The organism is Yoonia sp. GPGPB17, from assembly GCF_037892195.1.
In the GTDB taxonomy this organism is placed as follows: Bacteria; Pseudomonadota; Alphaproteobacteria; order Rhodobacterales; family Rhodobacteraceae; genus Yoonia.
Map to the genome: position 1 here is coordinate 1,878,406 of NZ_JATACI010000002.1, position 16,213 is coordinate 1,894,618.

A 16,213-nucleotide genomic window follows, 5' to 3' on the forward strand; every position below is an offset into this window, starting at 1 on the left:
ATCAGTCGCTGTGCAGAAACGACAAAACCCGCGCCTTTTTGCGTCGCAGCCATGCATCAATGGCCTGCGGCGTCAGATCGACGGCTTGATCCGGGAAGTAGTGTTGAATGGCTGCGGTGGGATCGAATGGAGGATCAGCCCAAAGATCAAATCGCTTCAACAGCGCAACGGTCGCATCATCTGGGCATTTCAAGCGCTGATACAGCCCCAACCTGTCATTTGGGTCCGCGATCAACGCATCTGCCTGACGGCGTCGGTGTTTTGACGGCGGCATGCCATCCATCTCGGCCAAGGCATGCACCATGCGAGACAGTTTAAAGGTCCATTGTACCGGGGTCAGACCTTCGAAATGCAACAGCTCAAGCGCGTTCACATCAGCACGTGCTACCACCACCTCCCCATCAATCTGCAATGGGCGTGGACGATGGATCGACATCTGCAAAGATCGGCCACAGCGCACAAAACCCTTGCCCTGCGAATGGCCTGTCAGGCCACGATAGGTCAGGTCATAGTCGGGACCAAATAGCTGACGCCCCGTCTTGGTCGGTTCGCGAAAGGGACGCCGAAATGCACCGTCAAAGATGCTCTCGTCCGGTACTCCAAGGCGCTCTGCCACCGGAACGGCCAGACATTCAACCTCTTCTGAAACGTCTCCAAGCGCCGATGAGGCAGAACGACCGGCCCAGATAAACTCATCCGCATCGCAGTGCAAAATCCAATCCGCCTTGGTGCGCGCATAGGCGTCGCGCGCATTGCGGACCTGCCGTACTTCATGCCGACGCGGACGGCTCCTGCCGACCCTGAGCCAATGCGCCTCATCACAAGGGACCACCGTGACCGCGGTCAGATGCGCCAGCATATCCCGCACAGGATCGTCGGGGCGGTCGCAATAGATGAACACTTGCGCGGCACCCAAAGACAGATGCCACGCCACAAACGCCTGCACCAATGCGGGCGGCTCATCCACCGTCGCGACAACGGCCCAAGTTGTGTCGTCTTTCGCCATAGCATCTTTGCTACCATCAACACGAATCTTTAAAAACTGAATAAAGCCAATAAAAACCAAGCGACATGCTAATTTGTGATCACAGCAATTTTTAGTGTGATCACAAATGTGCGAATTTCGGATGATTTGGCATTTTTCGCTTATAACCGCGCATTTTTCCATGTTTAGCTGCGACCAACTGTAGCCAAATTGGAATTGTCCCCATGAACATTCACGAATACCAGGCCAAAGCTCTTTTGCGCAGCTATGGCGCGCCCGTGTCGGATGGTCGCCCTGTGACCCGCGCAGAGGATGCCAAAACCGCCGCTGGCGAACTCGACGGACCGCTTTGGGTCGTGAAGGCGCAAATCCACGCAGGTGGCCGGGGCAAGGGTAAGTTTAAAGAGGCTGACGCAGGGGAAGCCGGTGGCGTGCGTCTGGCCAAATCGGTCGAGGAAGCCGCGCAGGAAGCCAAAAAGATGCTGGGCCGCACATTGGTCACGCACCAGACCGGCCCCGCAGGCAAGCAGGTCAACCGTATCTACATCGAAGACGGCTCCGGCATTGAAACAGAAATGTATCTCGCCCTGCTTGTGGACCGCGCGACCAGCCGCATCGGCTTTGTGTGTTCCACCGAAGGCGGGATGGATATTGAAGAGGTCGCGGCCTCAACCCCTGAAAAAATCCTTAACTTCACCGTTGATCCCGCCACGGGCTACCAGCCGTTCCACGGCCGCCGCGTGGCCTTCGCACTCGGCCTGTCGGGCAATCAGGTCAAGCAATGCGTGAAACTGATGGGCCAGCTCTACACAGCCTTTGTCGAGAAAGACATGGAGATGCTGGAGATCAACCCGCTGATCGTGACCGACGGTGGTGACCTGAAAGTGCTCGACGCCAAAGTCGCCTTCGACGGCAACGCGGTCTACCGCCACGCCGATGTGGCCGCGTTGCGGGACGAGACAGAAGAAGACCCGAAAGAACTCGCTGCGTCCAAATTTGATCTCAACTACATCGCACTCGACGGCGAAATCGGCTGCATGGTGAACGGTGCAGGCCTGGCCATGGCGACAATGGACATCATCAAACTCTACGGTGCCGAACCTGCCAACTTCCTCGACGTCGGCGGCGGTGCGACCAAAGAGAAAGTAACCGAGGCGTTCAAGATCATCACCTCTGACCCCAACGTCAAAGGCATCCTCGTGAACATCTTCGGCGGCATCATGCGCTGCGACGTGATCGCCGAGGGCGTGGTGGCAGCGGTGAAAGAGGTCGGCCTGCAAGTGCCGCTAGTCGTCCGCCTCGAAGGGACGAACGTGCAGCAGGGCAAGGACATCATCAACAACTCCGACGTCGACGTGATCGCGGCGGACGACCTGAAAGACGGCGCACAGAAGATCGTGAAGGCGGTGAAGGGGTAGATCGTTGAAATTCCTCTTTGCAACTGCTCTGATGGTTGGGTTGTCAGGTTCCTCTGTGTTGGCACTTAGCCCAGAGGAAGCAGCGGAATTATTCGAAAAAGTGCGATCTCAAATGCCTTGCCTAGAGAACGCAGAGACCAGTGCGGCAGCGTACAACCTTTTGCCAACTGGACAGGGTGAGGTGGGAGAAGGGTACACATCATTCGAATACGGCGATCGAAGCGGTTCCTCGTATCTGGTCGGTTCGTACGAGATTGGAAACGGAAGAATGCAGTCGGCTCTCTCGGTCAGCGTCTATGGCGCCGGAGATAAGTTTGGACCAGACCTAACTAACGCCTTTGCCGATCTTTGGGATTTGCCAGCACCCACACCGCTGCGGCGGAACAGTGATGCCGTACAATTCGAATGGCAGATAGCGTTCCCTAACGCTGATATGCAAGTAATTGTGATGCACGTGCTAGCCAACGACCTGACACAGATTTACGGCCGCACACTCAATTCGTCCGAAGCGCAATTGAGGGCCTGCAAAAGCCCCTGACCTAAATCCAGCCCCAGTAACGGCGGCATAAGAAAGCAAATTCAAGGACCAAACAACATGGCCATTCTCGTAAACGAAAACACCAAAGTCATCTGCCAGGGCCTCACCGGTTCGCAGGGGACATTCCACTCTGAGCAGGCGATTGCTTACGGCACCAAAATGGTCGGCGGCGTGACCCCCGGCAAAGGTGGGCAGACCCACCTCGACCTGCCGATCTTCAACTCGGTGCATGAGGCGAAAGCCGTGACCGAGGCCAATGCCTCTGTCATCTACGTGCCCCCGCCCTTTGCAGCAGACTCAATCCTTGAGGCCATCGATGCCGAAATGGAACTGATCATCTGCATCACTGAAGGCATCCCTGTTTTGGACATGATGCGTGTGAAGAAGGCGCTGGAAGGCTCCACCTCGCGCCTGATCGGCCCCAACTGCCCCGGCATCATCACACCCGACGCTTGCAAAATCGGCATCATGCCCGGCCACATCCACAAACGCGGATCGGTTGGCGTTGTGTCACGTTCCGGCACGCTGACCTATGAAGCAGTGAAACAGACCTCTGACAGCGGCTTGGGCCAGTCCACTGCCGTTGGCATCGGCGGCGACCCGATCAAAGGGACCGAACATATCGACGTGCTGGATATGTTCTTGGATGACGACGAGACGCATTCGATGATCATGATCGGCGAAATCGGCGGATCGGCCGAAGAAGAAGCCGCCGAATTCCTGACCGCCCAAAAGAAAAAGGGGCGCTGGAAGCCGGTTGCCGGTTTCATCGCCGGGCGCACAGCCCCTCCCGGCCGCCGCATGGGCCACGCCGGGGCGATTGTTGCTGGCGGCAAGGGCGACGCGGAAAGCAAGATCGAAGCGATGAAGTCCGCGGGGATCGTGGTGGCCGACAGCCCGGCGACACTGGGCGAGGCTGTGCTGGAAGCGATTGGGTAGGTCAGGGCCTGCCCCACACAAACAACGGCGGGGGAGCCCCCGCCCTACGGAGAAACACATGGGACCCGCGACAGCCATCAAGACCGGTTTTGCGACGTCGTTTCAGTTATCAAACTGTGACGTCACACGTTTGCTCGGTGGGCTTTTGACGACTTGCAAAGTTGGCGTTCTCGCGCTGTGCCTGTCGCCCATTCCGAAGCCATCGAGCGCAAACCAGCAAGAGCAGGTAATTTCCGACCTACTTGATGCTTGCGTGGGTGCAACGAACACGCGTCTCACTCTTGAGGCACTTGACGCACAAGGTTCTTTTGAGCGGATAGAAGCGCCTGTCTCCAATGCGACGGCAGTTCTATTCTCGGCGGCTGCAACTGTCATGTTTCTTAGTCCAGGCAATGTGATGACCAATTATGCCCAACTGCCTGACCGAGGTTCCTACGCCGAACGCTATCGGCTTTACCGAACTGAAATTGTTGCGACAACTGAGGAAGTTGGCGGCAATTTCAAAAGGCAGTTTGTTGGTGGCCACATTACTGTAATGAAAGACTTCAGTATTGAAGCGCTAGGCGTAGGCTGTAGCGCGGCTATCAGAGAGGAATCGCCGACTGAACTGGTCAAAACTTTTGAGCAGCGGTTTGGAGAACACCCAGCAAGATCAACCTACGGTCCTGATTGGCCTTTGTTGTCATGGCACGTTTGCGATGGCGAAAAACCCACTTTCGTTGAACTGGTCTTGCCAGACGCATCCTCGCAAGAAGAACTGCTTGACCCGGCAGAACCACATCTACTCCCCAATGCTTACTTTGCCATCAGTAACCCTGAGTACCCATCAACCGACTTTCCTTGCAATGAGGTCCCCTCATGAACGATCATTCCCCCAACGACGTCTTCCACGCCTCCTCTTTCCTGCAAGGCCATAACGCGGAGTATGTGGAGCAACTTTACGCCCGCTACGCCGATAACCCCGGTGCAGTCGATGAAAGCTGGCAGGCGTTCTTCCGGTCCTTGGGCGATGCGCCAGCGGATGCGAAATCCGAGGCCGCTGGCCCCTCTTGGGCCCGCGCCGATTGGCCCCCTACCCCTGCCGATGATCTGACCGCCGCCCTCGATGGTCAGTGGCCCGCCGAGCCGGAAGCAGCTGGCAAAAAGATCAAGGAGAAAGCCGCCGAGAAAGGCGTCGCACTCAGCGAAGCGCAGGTCCGCGCCGCCGTGCTCGATAGTATCCGCGCGCTGATGATTATCCGTGCCTACCGGATCAGGGGCCATCTGATTGCCAATCTCGACCCTCTGGGCATGCGCGCAAACACACCGCACCCTGAGCTGGACCCGGCGTCCTACGGCTTCGCTGCTGCAGACATGGACCGCCCGATCTTTATCGACAACGTCCTTGGCCTCGAAATGGCAACGATGAACGAAATTATCGCCATCGTGCAGCGCACCTATTGCGGCACCTTCGCCCTGCAATACATGCACATCTCCAACCCCGAAGAGGCCGGTTGGCTGAAAGAGCGGATTGAGGGCTACGGCAAGGAAATCGCCTTCACCAAGGAAGGGCGCAAGGCGATTCTGAACTCCTTGGTCGAGGCCGAAGGTTTCGAGAAATTCCTGCACGTCAAATATATGGGCACCAAGCGTTTCGGCCTTGATGGCGGCGAAAGCCTGATCCCGGCGATGGAGCAGATCATCAAACGCGGCGGCCAGCTGGGCCTTGATGAGATCATTATCGGCATGCCGCACCGGGGTCGTTTGTCGGTACTGGCAAACGTGATGGAAAAGCCTTACCGCGCGATATTTAACGAATTCCAGGGCGGGTCGTTCAAGCCTGAGGATGTTGATGGGTCGGGTGACGTGAAATACCACCTTGGTGCGTCCTCAGACCGCAGCTTTGATGACAATACCGTGCACCTTTCACTGACCGCGAACCCCTCGCACCTTGAGGCCGTGAACCCCGTCGTTCTTGGCAAGGTCCGCGCCAAGCAAGACCAAAAGAAAGATACGGACCGCACCCGCGTCATGGGCATCCTACTGCACGGAGACGCGGCCTTTGCAGGTCAGGGCGTTGTGGCCGAAGGTTTTGGTCTCTCCGGCCTGAAAGGTCACAAGACCGGCGGCACCATGCATATCGTCGTGAATAACCAGATCGGTTTTACGACGGCACCGCACTTCAGCCGCTCCAGCCCCTACCCCACCGACATCGCGCTGATGGTGGAAGCGCCGATCTTCCACGTGAATGGTGACGATCCAGAGGCGGTGGTGCACGCAGCCCGTGTCGCCACAGAATTCCGTCAAAAGTTCCACAAAGACGTGGTGCTGGACATCATCTGCTACCGCCGCTTTGGTCACAACGAAGGCGACGAGCCGATGTTCACCAACCCGGTGATGTACAAGAAGATCAAAAAGCAAAAGACTACGCTGACGCTTTACACCGAACGGCTGGTCAGCGATGGGCTGATCCCCGAAGGCGAAATCGAAGACATGAAGGCCGCGTTCCAGGCGCACCTGAATGAAGAATTCGAAAGCTTAAGCAAGAACTTCAAACCCAACAAGGCCGATTGGCTGGACGGCAAGTGGTCTCACTTGGATCGCAAGGACGAAGACTACCAGCGCGGCGTGACCGCAATTGAGGACGCGACCTTCAATGCCATCGGTGAGGCGCTGTCGAAAGCGCCCGAGAATTTCCCCTTGCATAAGACCGTTGGCCGCCTGTTGGACAGCAAAGCGAAGATGTTCGAAACCGGCGAAGGGATCGACTGGGCAACAGGCGAAGCGCTTGCGTTCGGCTCTCTCCTGACGGAAGGCTACCCTGTCAGGCTGTCCGGCCAAGACTGTACACGCGGCACGTTCAGCCACCGGCACTCCGGCCTGATCAATCAGGAAAACGAAGATCGGTACTATCCGCTGAACCACGTCCGCGACGGGCAGGCACAGTACGAAGTCATTGACTCGATGCTGTCCGAATACGCGGTCCTTGGTTTCGAATACGGCTATTCATTGGCAGAACCCAACGCGCTGACCTTGTGGGAAGCCCAGTTCGGCGATTTCGCCAATGGCGCGCAGATCATGTTCGACCAGTTCATCAGCTCGGGCGAAAGCAAATGGCTGCGCATGTCTGGCCTCGTCTGTCTGCTGCCACATGGCTACGAAGGACAAGGGCCCGAACACTCCAGCGCCCGTCTGGAGCGGTTCCTGACCATGTGCGGCGGCGACAACTGGATCGTGGCGAACTGTACGACGCCAGCGAACTACTTCCACCTGCTGCGCCGTCAGCTACACCGGACCTTCCGCAAACCGCTGATCCTGATGACGCCCAAGTCACTGCTGCGGCACAAGCTGGCAGTGTCCAAGCGGGAAGAATTCACCGTTGGGTCCTCCTTCCACCGTGTTCTCTGGGATGATGCGCAGCAAGGCAACTCGGACACCAAACTGGTCGCTGATGACAAAATCAAACGGGTCGTCATGTGTTCGGGCAAGGTCTACTACGACCTGCTGGAAGAACGCGACGCGCGCGGCATCAAAGACGTCTACATCATGCGGTTCGAACAGTTCTATCCGTTCCCCGCACAATCGGCCGTCAACGAGCTGCAAAGGTTCAAGAACGCCGAAATGGTCTGGTGTCAGGAGGAACCCAAGAATCAGGGCCCATGGTCCTTCATGGAGCCCAACATTGAATGGGTCCTCACCCGGATCAAAGCCAAACACACACGGCCCGTCTATGCAGGGCGCGCGGCAGCCGCCTCGCCCGCCACAGGTCTGGCCAGCCAGCATAAAGCCCAACAAACAGCCCTCGTCGATGATGCGCTGACTATCAAAGGAACAAAGTAATGAGCACCGAAGTCCGCGTCCCAACCCTTGGCGAATCCGTGACAGAGGCCACTGTCGCCACATGGTTCAAACAACCCGGCGATGCCGTGGCCGTTGATGAAATGCTCTGCGAGCTGGAAACCGACAAGGTGACGGTTGAAGTACCAAGCCCGGTTGCCGGGACCTTGTCCGAGATTGTGGCCGCCGAGGGCGAAACCGTCGGCGTTGACGCGTTGTTGGCCCAAATCGCCGAAGGCGATGCAGCGCCAGCACCCGCAGCCAAGAAAGAAGAGCCCAAGGCAGAAGCAGCACCTGCACCCGCGGTAGCCGCGAAAGACGTTGAAGACGCCCCATCAGCCAAAAAACTGATGGCCGAAAACAACCTATCCAACGTCAAAGGCACGGGCAAAGATGGCCGCGTGATGAAAGAGGATGTGCTGAACGCACTGGCCTCCCCTGCCCCTGCGCCTGCTGCCGCCCCACGCGCACCGGTCGCTGCGTCACAGGCGGAGCGCGAAGAACGCGTGAAAATGACCCGCCTCCGCCAGACCATCGCCAAGCGTCTGAAAGACAGTCAGAACACCGCCGCGATGCTCACCACCTACAACGAGGTCGACATGACCGAGGTGATGGCGCTGCGGAACGAATACAAAGACCTGTTCCTTAAGAAGCACGGCGTCAAACTCGGCTTCATGTCCTTCTTTACGAAGGCCTGCGTGCACGCCCTGAACGAGGTGCCAGAGGTGAATGCCGAAATCGACGGCACCGACGTGGTTTACAAAAACTACGTCAACATGGGGATCGCCGCAGGCACACCCACGGGTCTTGTGGTGCCGGTGATCAATGATGCTGATCAGATGTCCTTTGCCGCGATTGAAAAAACGATTGCCGAAAAAGGCGCCAAAGCGCGTGATGGCAAGCTGAGCATGGCCGAAATGCAGGGCGGCACCTTCACCATCTCCAACGGTGGGGTCTATGGCTCGCTCATGTCCTCGCCCATCCTGAACCCGCCACAGTCGGGCATCCTTGGGATGCACAAAATCCAGGACCGTCCGATGGCGATTGGCGGTCAAATCGTGATCCGACCGATGATGTATCTCGCACTCTCCTATGACCACCGGATCGTGGACGGCAAAGGGGCGGTGACCTTCCTTGTGCGCGTGAAAGAAGCGCTTGAGGACCCACGGCGGTTGTTGATGGACCTCTAATGCAACATAGGGCAGCGCCCGGACCTCGGGGCGGGCGCTGCCCGGCAAGCCGGGCGGGGTTCATAATTCATGAGTACATCAAAAGAAATCGTATTCGAGATGTGGCGAGCCAATGAGCGACGTTGCTACTTTTTGATGAGTTCTGCAGGCGCTGGAATTGGATACGCCCTTGCGACCATTGATCCAAACATCACCACTTTGGACACTCGTTTGTTGCTCATTTCATTACTCTTTTGGTCAGTCAGTTTTTTACTAGGGTTGAAGTTTCTTGATGGCGTTGGCACCGCGATGGTTATGAGCAAGACAATTGCAGAGGACGCATCTAAGGTTGCTCAAACTCGGCCCGAGTTTCAGGCAGAATTCAAGACGATGTTAGAGAACGAGAAGAGCAAACTTGGCTTGAAACAAAATAGATATGAGAAGGGTCAACTGTTTTTATTGATATTAGCAGCAATCTTTCTTGTTTTCTCAAAAGTAGAGATTCTTGCGGCAATTGGTATTGCGCAATGAAAAGTCAAAGCGTGCAAACCCCATGACCCCCGAACTCACCGTCTTAGGCCTAGCCGCCCTCCTCCAAGGCGTCCAGTTCTGCCTCATGGCCGTCCCAGCTAACATCGAACTTGGCCCCGGCAAGACCCTCTCACCCCGCGACACCAGCCGCATGGGTAAACCCATGGTCGAACAGGTCAGCGACAAGACCGGCCGCCTGATCCGCGCAATGAACAACCATTTCGAGGCACTGATCCTTTTCACCATCGCCGTCGTCGTCATCACACTTGGTGACAAGGGCACCGGGTTTAGTGCCGCTTGTGCTTGGGTCTATCTCGGTGCCCGCATCCTCTACATCCCCGCCTATTATCTCGGCCTCGCCCCCTGGCGTTCGCTGATCTGGTTTGTGGGGTTTCTCTCAACCATGCTGATGATACTGTCAGCAATAATATGACAAACATATGCACTGGCTGTGCCACCCAAGGAGACCTTCATGTCCAGCTATGACGTTATCGTAATCGGTGCTAAGCCCCGGCGGCTATGTCTGCGCGATCCGCTGCGCCCAACTGGGTATGAAAGTGGCTTGCGTCGAAGGGCGGGAAACGCTTGGCGGCACCTGCCTGAACGTGGGCTGCATCCCGTCCAAGGCGATGCTGCACGCGACGCATATGCTGCATGAAGCAGAACACAACTTCGCAACCATGGGTCTGAAGGGCAAAGCACCGTCCGTCGACTGGAAGCAGATGCTGACCTACAAGGAAGAGACAATTGCCCAGAACACCGGTGGCATCGAATTCCTGTTCAAAAAGAACAAAGTAGATTGGCTGAAAGGTTGGGGCTCCATCCCCGAAGCCAAGCAAGGTCAAGGTCGGAGACGAGGTGCATGACGCCAAGCATATCGTCATCGCCTCCGGCTCAGAAGCGTCTTCCCTGCCGGGCGTCGAAGTCGACGAAAAGACAGTCGTCACATCCACCGGCGCGCTGGAACTGGGCAAGGTGCCCAAGAAGATGGTGGTGATCGGCGCAGGCGTGATCGGGCTAGAACTGGGTTCTGTCTATGCCCGCCTTGGCGCAGAGGTTGAGGTGATCGAATTCCTCGACGCCATCACCCCCGGTATGGATGCCGAGATTGCCAAGGTTTTCCAAAGAACATTGAAAAAACAGGGGCTTAAGTTCACGCTTGGTGCCGCTGTCCAAGGCGTATCCGTGAAGAACAACAAGGCCACCGTCTCTTACAAGTTGCGCAAAGATGACAGCGAACACACCATGCAAGCTGATACCGTGTTGGTCGCCACGGGCCGGAAACCTTACACCGACGGCCTTGGCCTCGACGCGCTGGGCATTGAGATGTCAGCGCGTGGCCAGATCAAGACGGATGCCAAATACGCAACCAATGTTGCGGGTATCTACGCCATCGGTGACACCATCGATGGGCCTATGCTGGCGCATAAAGCCGAAGACGAAGGCATGGCCGTTGCCGAAGGCATCGCTGGCCAACATCCGCATGTGAATTACGGCGTGATCCCCGGTGTGATCTACACGCACCCCGAGGTCGCCAATGTCGGCGAGACCGAAGAAAGCCTGAAAGAACAAGGCCGTGCCTATAAGGTCGGCAAATTTCCCTTCATGGGCAACGCACGCGCCAAGGCGAATTTCGCTGGCGACGGCTTCGTCAAAATCCTCGTCGATGCCACGACCGACCGTGTGCTGGGTGCGCATATCATTGGCCCCATGGTAAGCGACCTGATCCATGAGATTTGCGTCGCGATGGAATTCGGGGCGGCAGCCGAAGACCTTGCACGCACATGCCACGCACACCCCACCTATTCCGAGGCCGTGCGTGAAGCCGCACTCGCCTGTGGCGATGGGGCTATTCATGCATAACCACGGCTCGGCTCGTGTTCGGCACAGCCTGTCACATGTGACGGGCTGACTGCTGTTTTTGCGGCACCGAAGGAACACTCGTAGCAAAAACAACACATTGCCTTGTCTAAAGCTTGCTTTTTTCACGATCAGACGCGGATAAAACCATAGTTGCGCCACGATTATGCGTTTTTTTGGCTGCACCGTTGATTAACCAAGTTCGAGAAACCCGCATGAAGCGTTTCATTGTTGCCCTATTGATGAGTGTTCTGATCTCTGGCCCGGCCCAAGCCTTTACGGCCAATTCAGGTATGTTCACCAGCCTCGAATATGTCGCGGATACCGAGATCACAGCCCCCAGTGGTGCACCATTATCCCTATGCCATCAAACAAGCGATCTGCGCATTCTGGGATACACCATGTCGAGCAGCATTGTTGGTTATGTGCTTGCTATCGATCAATGCGCCGGAGAAGCTGAGCGGCCTTTCAGCCCCCAACAAATGGAAACGGCACAATCGCTGAACCTGATTGATGCAAGCCTGCCATCAGAGGCGCGTAATAGTATGCAGCGCACCATCCAGAACTATGGCATCTGGGTCGCGCTGGGCCTTGCCCTGTTTGCTGTCATTCTGCGTCGGTTAAAATCGCTGATGGGTCTGGACCCGTCATCACCGATGCGCAAAAAGGCGACACAACGCATTTTGACGGCCATGTGCTACATGGCGAAATGTGACGGTATCGTTGCCTCGAATGAGATTACGCTGATCACAAAAGCAGCCAGTCGCCTAACCCGCCAGAACATCCAATCGACCGAAGTCGTACGCATATCAGATCATATCGATATGGATCTGACACCGCAGGATTTTCTTGATTTTGGCAAAGGCCTGCGAGACGCAGAGAAAGATACGATGATGCGCGGTGCATTCTTTGTGGGGCTGGCCAGCGGCCGGATCATCCCGCCAGAGTACGACTTTCTGACAAATCTAGCGCATGGCATTGGCATGCCAGGTGAAGATTTCCGGCGTGTGATGAGCCTTTCCCTCGAAGACCTTGATATCTATCAACCTACCCTTTGAGCATCCGCAGGCCTTGCGTGGCATCTGCCCGTACAGCAAGGCGCAACCCGGGCTCATCCCCGGCCTTAAGCGCCGATAGGATCAGTTTGTGGTGATAAGGTGGCTCTGTCCTATTCAGGCGCCCATACAGCGCCCGCATTGTCGGCCCCAATTGCAGCCAAACAGTTTCAGCCATCGCCAGCATCGCCGGTGCCTGCGCGCGCAGATAAAGCGTGCGGTGGAACTCCAGGTTCATGCGAATGTATCCCGTTGCGTCATGCCGTGTGATAACTTGATTGACGCCTTGGTTGATCGCTTCCAATCGATCAATCAGCGCAAAGTGCGCACGTGGCAGGGCGCGTGATGCCAACTCTGGTTCAAGTAGCGCGCGTAGTGTAGCCAACTCCTCAATTCGCTCATTCGACAATGCAGGGGTCGAGACCCGGCCAGATGACGACAGAAAAAGCGCACCTTCCGCCACCAAACGGCGCACGGCTTCGCGGGCCGGGGTCATTGACACGTCGTAGGTTTTGCCGATGCCACGCAGTGTCAGCGCCTCTCCGGGTGCGATTTCTCCGTGCATGATCTGCGTGCGCAGTGCACGGTAAACGCGCTCATGTGCAGCGGTAGTACTATCTTGTGGGCGCGGCTGGATCATCATAGGCTATTTGTGATCACAAATTTCAGGTTGGTCAATCATCGAAGATAACGCGGTGCAGAATATCTCCTTCAGCACGCAACCAACGCCGGTGGATTTCAAAATCCGGGCAAAGCCGCGCCACGATATCCCAGAATGCAGGCTGATGGTTCATTTCAACCAGATGCGCGACCTCATGTGCGGCCACGTAATCCAACACCGCAGGCGGGGCCATGATCAGGCGCCAAGAATACATCAAGACACCCTCGCTTGAACAAGATCCCCAGCGCGATCTGGTGTCGCGGATCGACAGGCGCCGATAGGTTCTGTCCAGCTGACCGGCATATCTGTCAGAGGCAGCCGCCAGTGCATCGCGCGCCGCGTGGCGCATCAGCGCCTTGACCTGCGGTGCAACGGGCGAAAACGCGGATACGGCGATATGATCGGTGTTGATCCGCGCACTCCTGCCCTGCCCTAAAACGACGGGTGTCAGGACGCCGCGCACCGGAATTGACTGTCCTACAGCAACTGGGACCGCGGGCTTCATCTCCTGCAAATGACCGCGCAGCCACGCCTCTTTTGCGCGCAAAAAGGCGATTCCCTCGCGTTTCGCTGCGCTATGCGGCATCGTCAGGGTCACACGACCATCGAGCCGCGAGATTCGCAGCGACAACCGCTTGGCCCGTGCGGAATGGCGCATAATCACATCGATCGGGGGGTTGCCTTCAAGCGTATGACGGCCCATATCCAACTTCTTATCATTCCTGTGCCAAAGGCTTTGACACGCCCCCTGCTTATGGCAGTTGGCACCGATCACCCGCAAGGGAAGACGACATTTTTGAAGGGATAGCCTATGCCTAAGGAAGAGTGGGGCACAAAGCGCCTTTGCCCCGAAACCGGCAAACGCTTTTACGACCTGAACGCCACGCCAATCATCAGCCCCTACACGGGCAATGAGGTGACTGTGGATACGTCCAAGACCCGCACAATGGTCGCGGATGCCGAAGACGCACAGACAGCGAAAGCAAAAGAAGCCTCTGATGAAGAGGATCTGGTACTCGACGATGACGACGACAGCGATGACGTTGATCTGGGCGATGATGTGCTGGAAGATGACGACGATGACACGGTGTCGTTGGATGAACTGGCAGACGTCGCGACAAACGACGACGAATAAACAAACCGCGCGGGCGCGATTTGCACTTGATCTCGCCCGGTGCGCTGCATAGACAACCGTTGCACAGCGAAACGTTGTCAGGATGGGGCCTTAGCTCAGTTGGGAGAGCGCTTGCATGGCATGCAAGAGGTCAGGGGTTCGACTCCCCTAGGCTCCACCATTCATCATATTACAGAGTGAGTACAGTAAGTTTATGAAATCATGGGGCATTTTTGTGGGTTGTTACACTGAGGTGTTACAGTGAGGACCCTCGAGAAGATGCCCGGACATATCGTGGTCCATCCAAGTTGCGGGATAACGACCGGCGCGGGGGACCACCCGCTCGACCACTTTCTACCACGTCATGACTTCGCCCCTCACCTGCCCCGTTTCCCATCTGTGAGCGTCGTGAAAGCGGACACTTGTGCTCAGCACAGCACTTGTCACTCTGGGCTCAAAGCAGACTTGCGGCGCTGCGGCGATCCGGTTTTGGGCCTAGATGATGGCTATCCCAAGCCGCGCTCACACGGTTGCCAGTCGTGTCATCCACGTAGGTAACAATCAGCCCCGCCGTTTCACCTGCAGCTGCTGCTGCGTTGAGCACCGCAGCCGTTCCTTCGGGGAAGTATTCTGAGGAGAGCGTCACCGCCTGCTCAGCCGTTGCTCCGATCAGTTGCGATGCGATGTCCTCACCCCGGCCAACTGCAATGAGCCCATCGACCGGGTTTCCTTCGCCTTCGTAGGTCAAATACGTGGCGAGAATAATGACCGGGATCCAGAACGCATTGTTCTCGGCTGCATTGACTGCCGTTCCGGCACCGACATCTGCGCTTCCGCCAGCTGCTGCGGTAAGGAGTCCCCCGAAAGCTCAGCGATCAAGATGCCACGGCTTTCCCAATCCGCGATGCTGTCGCCAACCAGTTCCGGATTGTTCAAAGCGGCGTCAGTGTAGAGGAGTGCCGATAGCTCACCCGCAAAGGCACCAATTGCCCCTGATGAGCAATCGCCAGACCCTATTTCCCCTGTGGCGCACCCAAGTGCAGTATGTGCAATCAGCTGCGTTGCACGATCAAGGTCGCCGAGTGCAGCTGCGTTCCCAATCACAGAAACCAAACAACGATCTGATCGCCTCAACAAAGGCCTTCGTGGCTTATTTGACCGGATGACGGGTGCGCGTCGCAAGATGATCCAATCGAACGAACGCGAAGCGCTTTCATGCGCGCATCGCGATCAAGAACAGCGCGACGAATTGATCTTGGCGCAGATGGAAGAGCGAGGGATGCTGCTGGAACGTGCGCATGTTATCCGCAATAGGCATAAGCAGGAATGCAAGCAGATGGCGAAGACCATACGGCTTTACATGTTACAATCCGAAGTAAATCGGGCAGAAAACAAGCGACGCAAAGCAAAGAATATTGGTTTTGATCGGTAGCGAATAGAAGCAATCAGATTGCAGTTGGATCAGTTCGATTTATGAACAACAGACTTCATTGGTGGTATTAGTTATAGTCAATCTCGTTCTGTAGAATGCAAGAGCTAACGTGGCTAGTCATAGTCTATTTCAGGAAAGAGTCTCCCGGTGTCAGCGTAGATTACTATGGAGTTTTCTTCACCGATAGCGCTTCTCAGCAACCTTGTTACTGTGTCGAAGTCATCAAATTGTTTGGTGGTGTCTGTTACAAGTAGGCTGCTTACACTGTGGAATCCAAAGTCATCCATTACGATTTCCTTGGTAAGATCTCCAGTCGGCGCCACGTCAGAACACCAGAATCGTTGTCCAAACCTAACTTTTAGTTTCACAAGTGTGTCTGATAACTTCACCGTGACATTTTCGGGAGAAAGCTTGGAGTGTATCTGAATATCCATTTTCATTTTTTAGCCTTAGTCGAAAGTCAATGGTGTCAGAACCACGCCGTTCCTGTCAATTATGATCACGTTCTGTAATCCGGGGATCGGGTAGTCAGTCAATTGCTGTATTACCTGAGCAGGGGTCACACTCGTGTCGGCCAAGTTCACGACAACGTTCTGCGTCTGTCCTGATGTGACCTTACCCACACCATCTTCAATAGGTTCTTAATGCATTGCAATTTTTATAGTTTAAGGTGGGAGCCGAACTTTATGATACCA

18 protein-coding genes, 1 tRNA gene and 1 pseudogene are annotated in these 16,213 nt (G+C 56.1%); 13 read left to right on the forward strand and 7 right to left on the reverse strand.

The annotated features are described in order from the left end of the window. Nucleotide 1: 1 nt before the first annotated feature. Nucleotides 2-1,006 (reverse strand): glycosyltransferase family 2 protein, encoded by a 1,005-nt coding sequence (locus tag QTO30_RS10135; protein ID WP_340424029.1) that lies wholly within the window; start codon nt 1,004-1,006, stop codon nt 2-4. 203 nt (nt 1,007-1,209) lie between these two features. Here QTO30_RS10135 and sucC point away from each other — a divergent pair, with 203 nt between their 5' ends. The 10 genes and pseudogenes from sucC (at nt 1,210) to QTO30_RS10185 (ending at nt 12,314) form a co-directional block, all read left to right on the forward strand. Continuing rightward, complete coding sequence (gene sucC, locus QTO30_RS10140) at nt 1,210-2,403, forward strand: ADP-forming succinate--CoA ligase subunit beta (protein ID WP_340424030.1); 1,194 nt, start codon at nt 1,210-1,212, stop codon at nt 2,401-2,403. Between the two features lie 4 nt (nt 2,404-2,407). Next, a complete protein-coding gene (locus QTO30_RS10145; RefSeq protein ID WP_340424031.1) occupies nt 2,408-2,941 on the forward strand; it encodes a hypothetical protein in 534 nt (177 codons plus the stop codon). 57 nt (nt 2,942-2,998) lie between these two features. After that, a complete protein-coding gene (gene sucD, locus QTO30_RS10150; protein WP_340424032.1) occupies nt 2,999-3,880 on the forward strand; it encodes a succinate--CoA ligase subunit alpha in 882 nt (293 codons plus the stop codon). 58 nt (nt 3,881-3,938) lie between these two features. Further along, nucleotides 3,939-4,742, forward strand: coding sequence for a hypothetical protein (locus tag QTO30_RS10155; protein WP_340424033.1), 804 nt, complete (start codon nt 3,939-3,941; stop codon nt 4,740-4,742). Then, complete coding sequence (locus tag QTO30_RS10160; RefSeq protein ID WP_340424034.1) at nt 4,739-7,699, forward strand: 2-oxoglutarate dehydrogenase E1 component; 2,961 nt, start codon at nt 4,739-4,741, stop codon at nt 7,697-7,699. The genes QTO30_RS10155 and QTO30_RS10160 overlap by 4 nt, the downstream gene beginning before the upstream one ends. Further along, nucleotides 7,699-8,886, forward strand: a complete 1,188-nt coding sequence (odhB, locus tag QTO30_RS10165) for a 2-oxoglutarate dehydrogenase complex dihydrolipoyllysine-residue succinyltransferase (RefSeq protein WP_340424035.1) — start codon at nt 7,699-7,701, stop codon at nt 8,884-8,886. The genes QTO30_RS10160 and odhB overlap by 1 nt, the downstream gene beginning before the upstream one ends. A gap of 69 nt (nt 8,887-8,955) precedes the next feature. Beyond that, nucleotides 8,956-9,396: a hypothetical protein gene (locus QTO30_RS10170; RefSeq protein ID WP_340424036.1), complete on the forward strand. Its 441-nt coding sequence runs from the start codon at nt 8,956-8,958 to the stop codon at nt 9,394-9,396. Nucleotides 9,397-9,418: 22 nt separating this feature from the next. Continuing rightward, a complete protein-coding gene (locus tag QTO30_RS10175) occupies nt 9,419-9,829 on the forward strand; it encodes an MAPEG family protein (RefSeq protein WP_340424037.1) in 411 nt (136 codons plus the stop codon). A 39-nt stretch (nt 9,830-9,868) separates the two neighbouring features. Beyond that, nucleotides 9,869-11,259 (forward strand): annotated as a pseudogene (lpdA, locus tag QTO30_RS10180) (dihydrolipoyl dehydrogenase). Between the two features lie 212 nt (nt 11,260-11,471). Beyond that, nucleotides 11,472-12,314, forward strand: a complete 843-nt coding sequence (locus QTO30_RS10185) for a tellurite resistance TerB family protein (RefSeq protein WP_340424038.1) — start codon at nt 11,472-11,474, stop codon at nt 12,312-12,314. Here QTO30_RS10185 and QTO30_RS10190 read toward each other — a convergent pair. Both QTO30_RS10190 and QTO30_RS10195 read right to left on the reverse strand, forming a co-directional pair. After that, entirely contained in the window at nt 12,304-12,954 is a 651-nt protein-coding gene (locus tag QTO30_RS10190) for a GntR family transcriptional regulator (protein ID WP_340424039.1), read from the reverse strand. The genes QTO30_RS10185 and QTO30_RS10190 overlap by 11 nt on opposite strands. A gap of 31 nt (nt 12,955-12,985) precedes the next feature. Further along, complete coding sequence (locus tag QTO30_RS10195; protein ID WP_340424040.1) at nt 12,986-13,675, reverse strand: M48 family metallopeptidase; 690 nt, start codon at nt 13,673-13,675, stop codon at nt 12,986-12,988. Nucleotides 13,676-13,783: 108 nt separating this feature from the next. Between QTO30_RS10195 and QTO30_RS10200 the strand changes: the two genes are divergently transcribed. Both QTO30_RS10200 and QTO30_RS10205 read left to right on the forward strand, forming a co-directional pair. After that, nucleotides 13,784-14,107, forward strand: coding sequence for a TIGR02300 family protein (locus QTO30_RS10200; RefSeq protein ID WP_340424041.1), 324 nt, complete (start codon nt 13,784-13,786; stop codon nt 14,105-14,107). A gap of 84 nt (nt 14,108-14,191) precedes the next feature. Then, nucleotides 14,192-14,267 (forward strand) — tRNA-Ala (locus QTO30_RS10205). Nucleotides 14,268-14,540: 273 nt separating this feature from the next. Here QTO30_RS10205 and QTO30_RS10210 read toward each other — a convergent pair. Both QTO30_RS10210 and QTO30_RS10215 read right to left on the reverse strand, forming a co-directional pair. Further along, nucleotides 14,541-14,834 (reverse strand): hypothetical protein, encoded by a 294-nt coding sequence (locus tag QTO30_RS10210; protein ID WP_340424042.1) that lies wholly within the window; start codon nt 14,832-14,834, stop codon nt 14,541-14,543. Next, nucleotides 14,831-15,190, reverse strand: a complete 360-nt coding sequence (locus tag QTO30_RS10215) for a hypothetical protein (protein WP_340424043.1) — start codon at nt 15,188-15,190, stop codon at nt 14,831-14,833. Before QTO30_RS10215 ends, QTO30_RS10210 begins: the two co-directional genes overlap by 4 nt. Before the next feature lie 58 nt (nt 15,191-15,248). Between QTO30_RS10215 and QTO30_RS10220 the strand changes: the two genes are divergently transcribed. Continuing rightward, nucleotides 15,249-15,518, forward strand: a complete 270-nt coding sequence (locus tag QTO30_RS10220) for a hypothetical protein (protein WP_340424044.1) — start codon at nt 15,249-15,251, stop codon at nt 15,516-15,518. Between the two features lie 113 nt (nt 15,519-15,631). Here QTO30_RS10220 and QTO30_RS10225 read toward each other — a convergent pair whose 3' ends face one another. Together QTO30_RS10225 and QTO30_RS22070 are read right to left on the reverse strand one after the other, a co-directional pair. Beyond that, nucleotides 15,632-15,958 (reverse strand): hypothetical protein, encoded by a 327-nt coding sequence (locus QTO30_RS10225; protein ID WP_340424045.1) that lies wholly within the window; start codon nt 15,956-15,958, stop codon nt 15,632-15,634. 9 nt (nt 15,959-15,967) lie between these two features. Continuing rightward, nucleotides 15,968-16,141: a CdiA C-terminal domain-containing protein gene (locus QTO30_RS22070; RefSeq protein ID WP_445327142.1), complete on the reverse strand. Its 174-nt coding sequence runs from the start codon at nt 16,139-16,141 to the stop codon at nt 15,968-15,970. Nucleotides 16,142-16,213 lie beyond the last annotated feature (72 nt).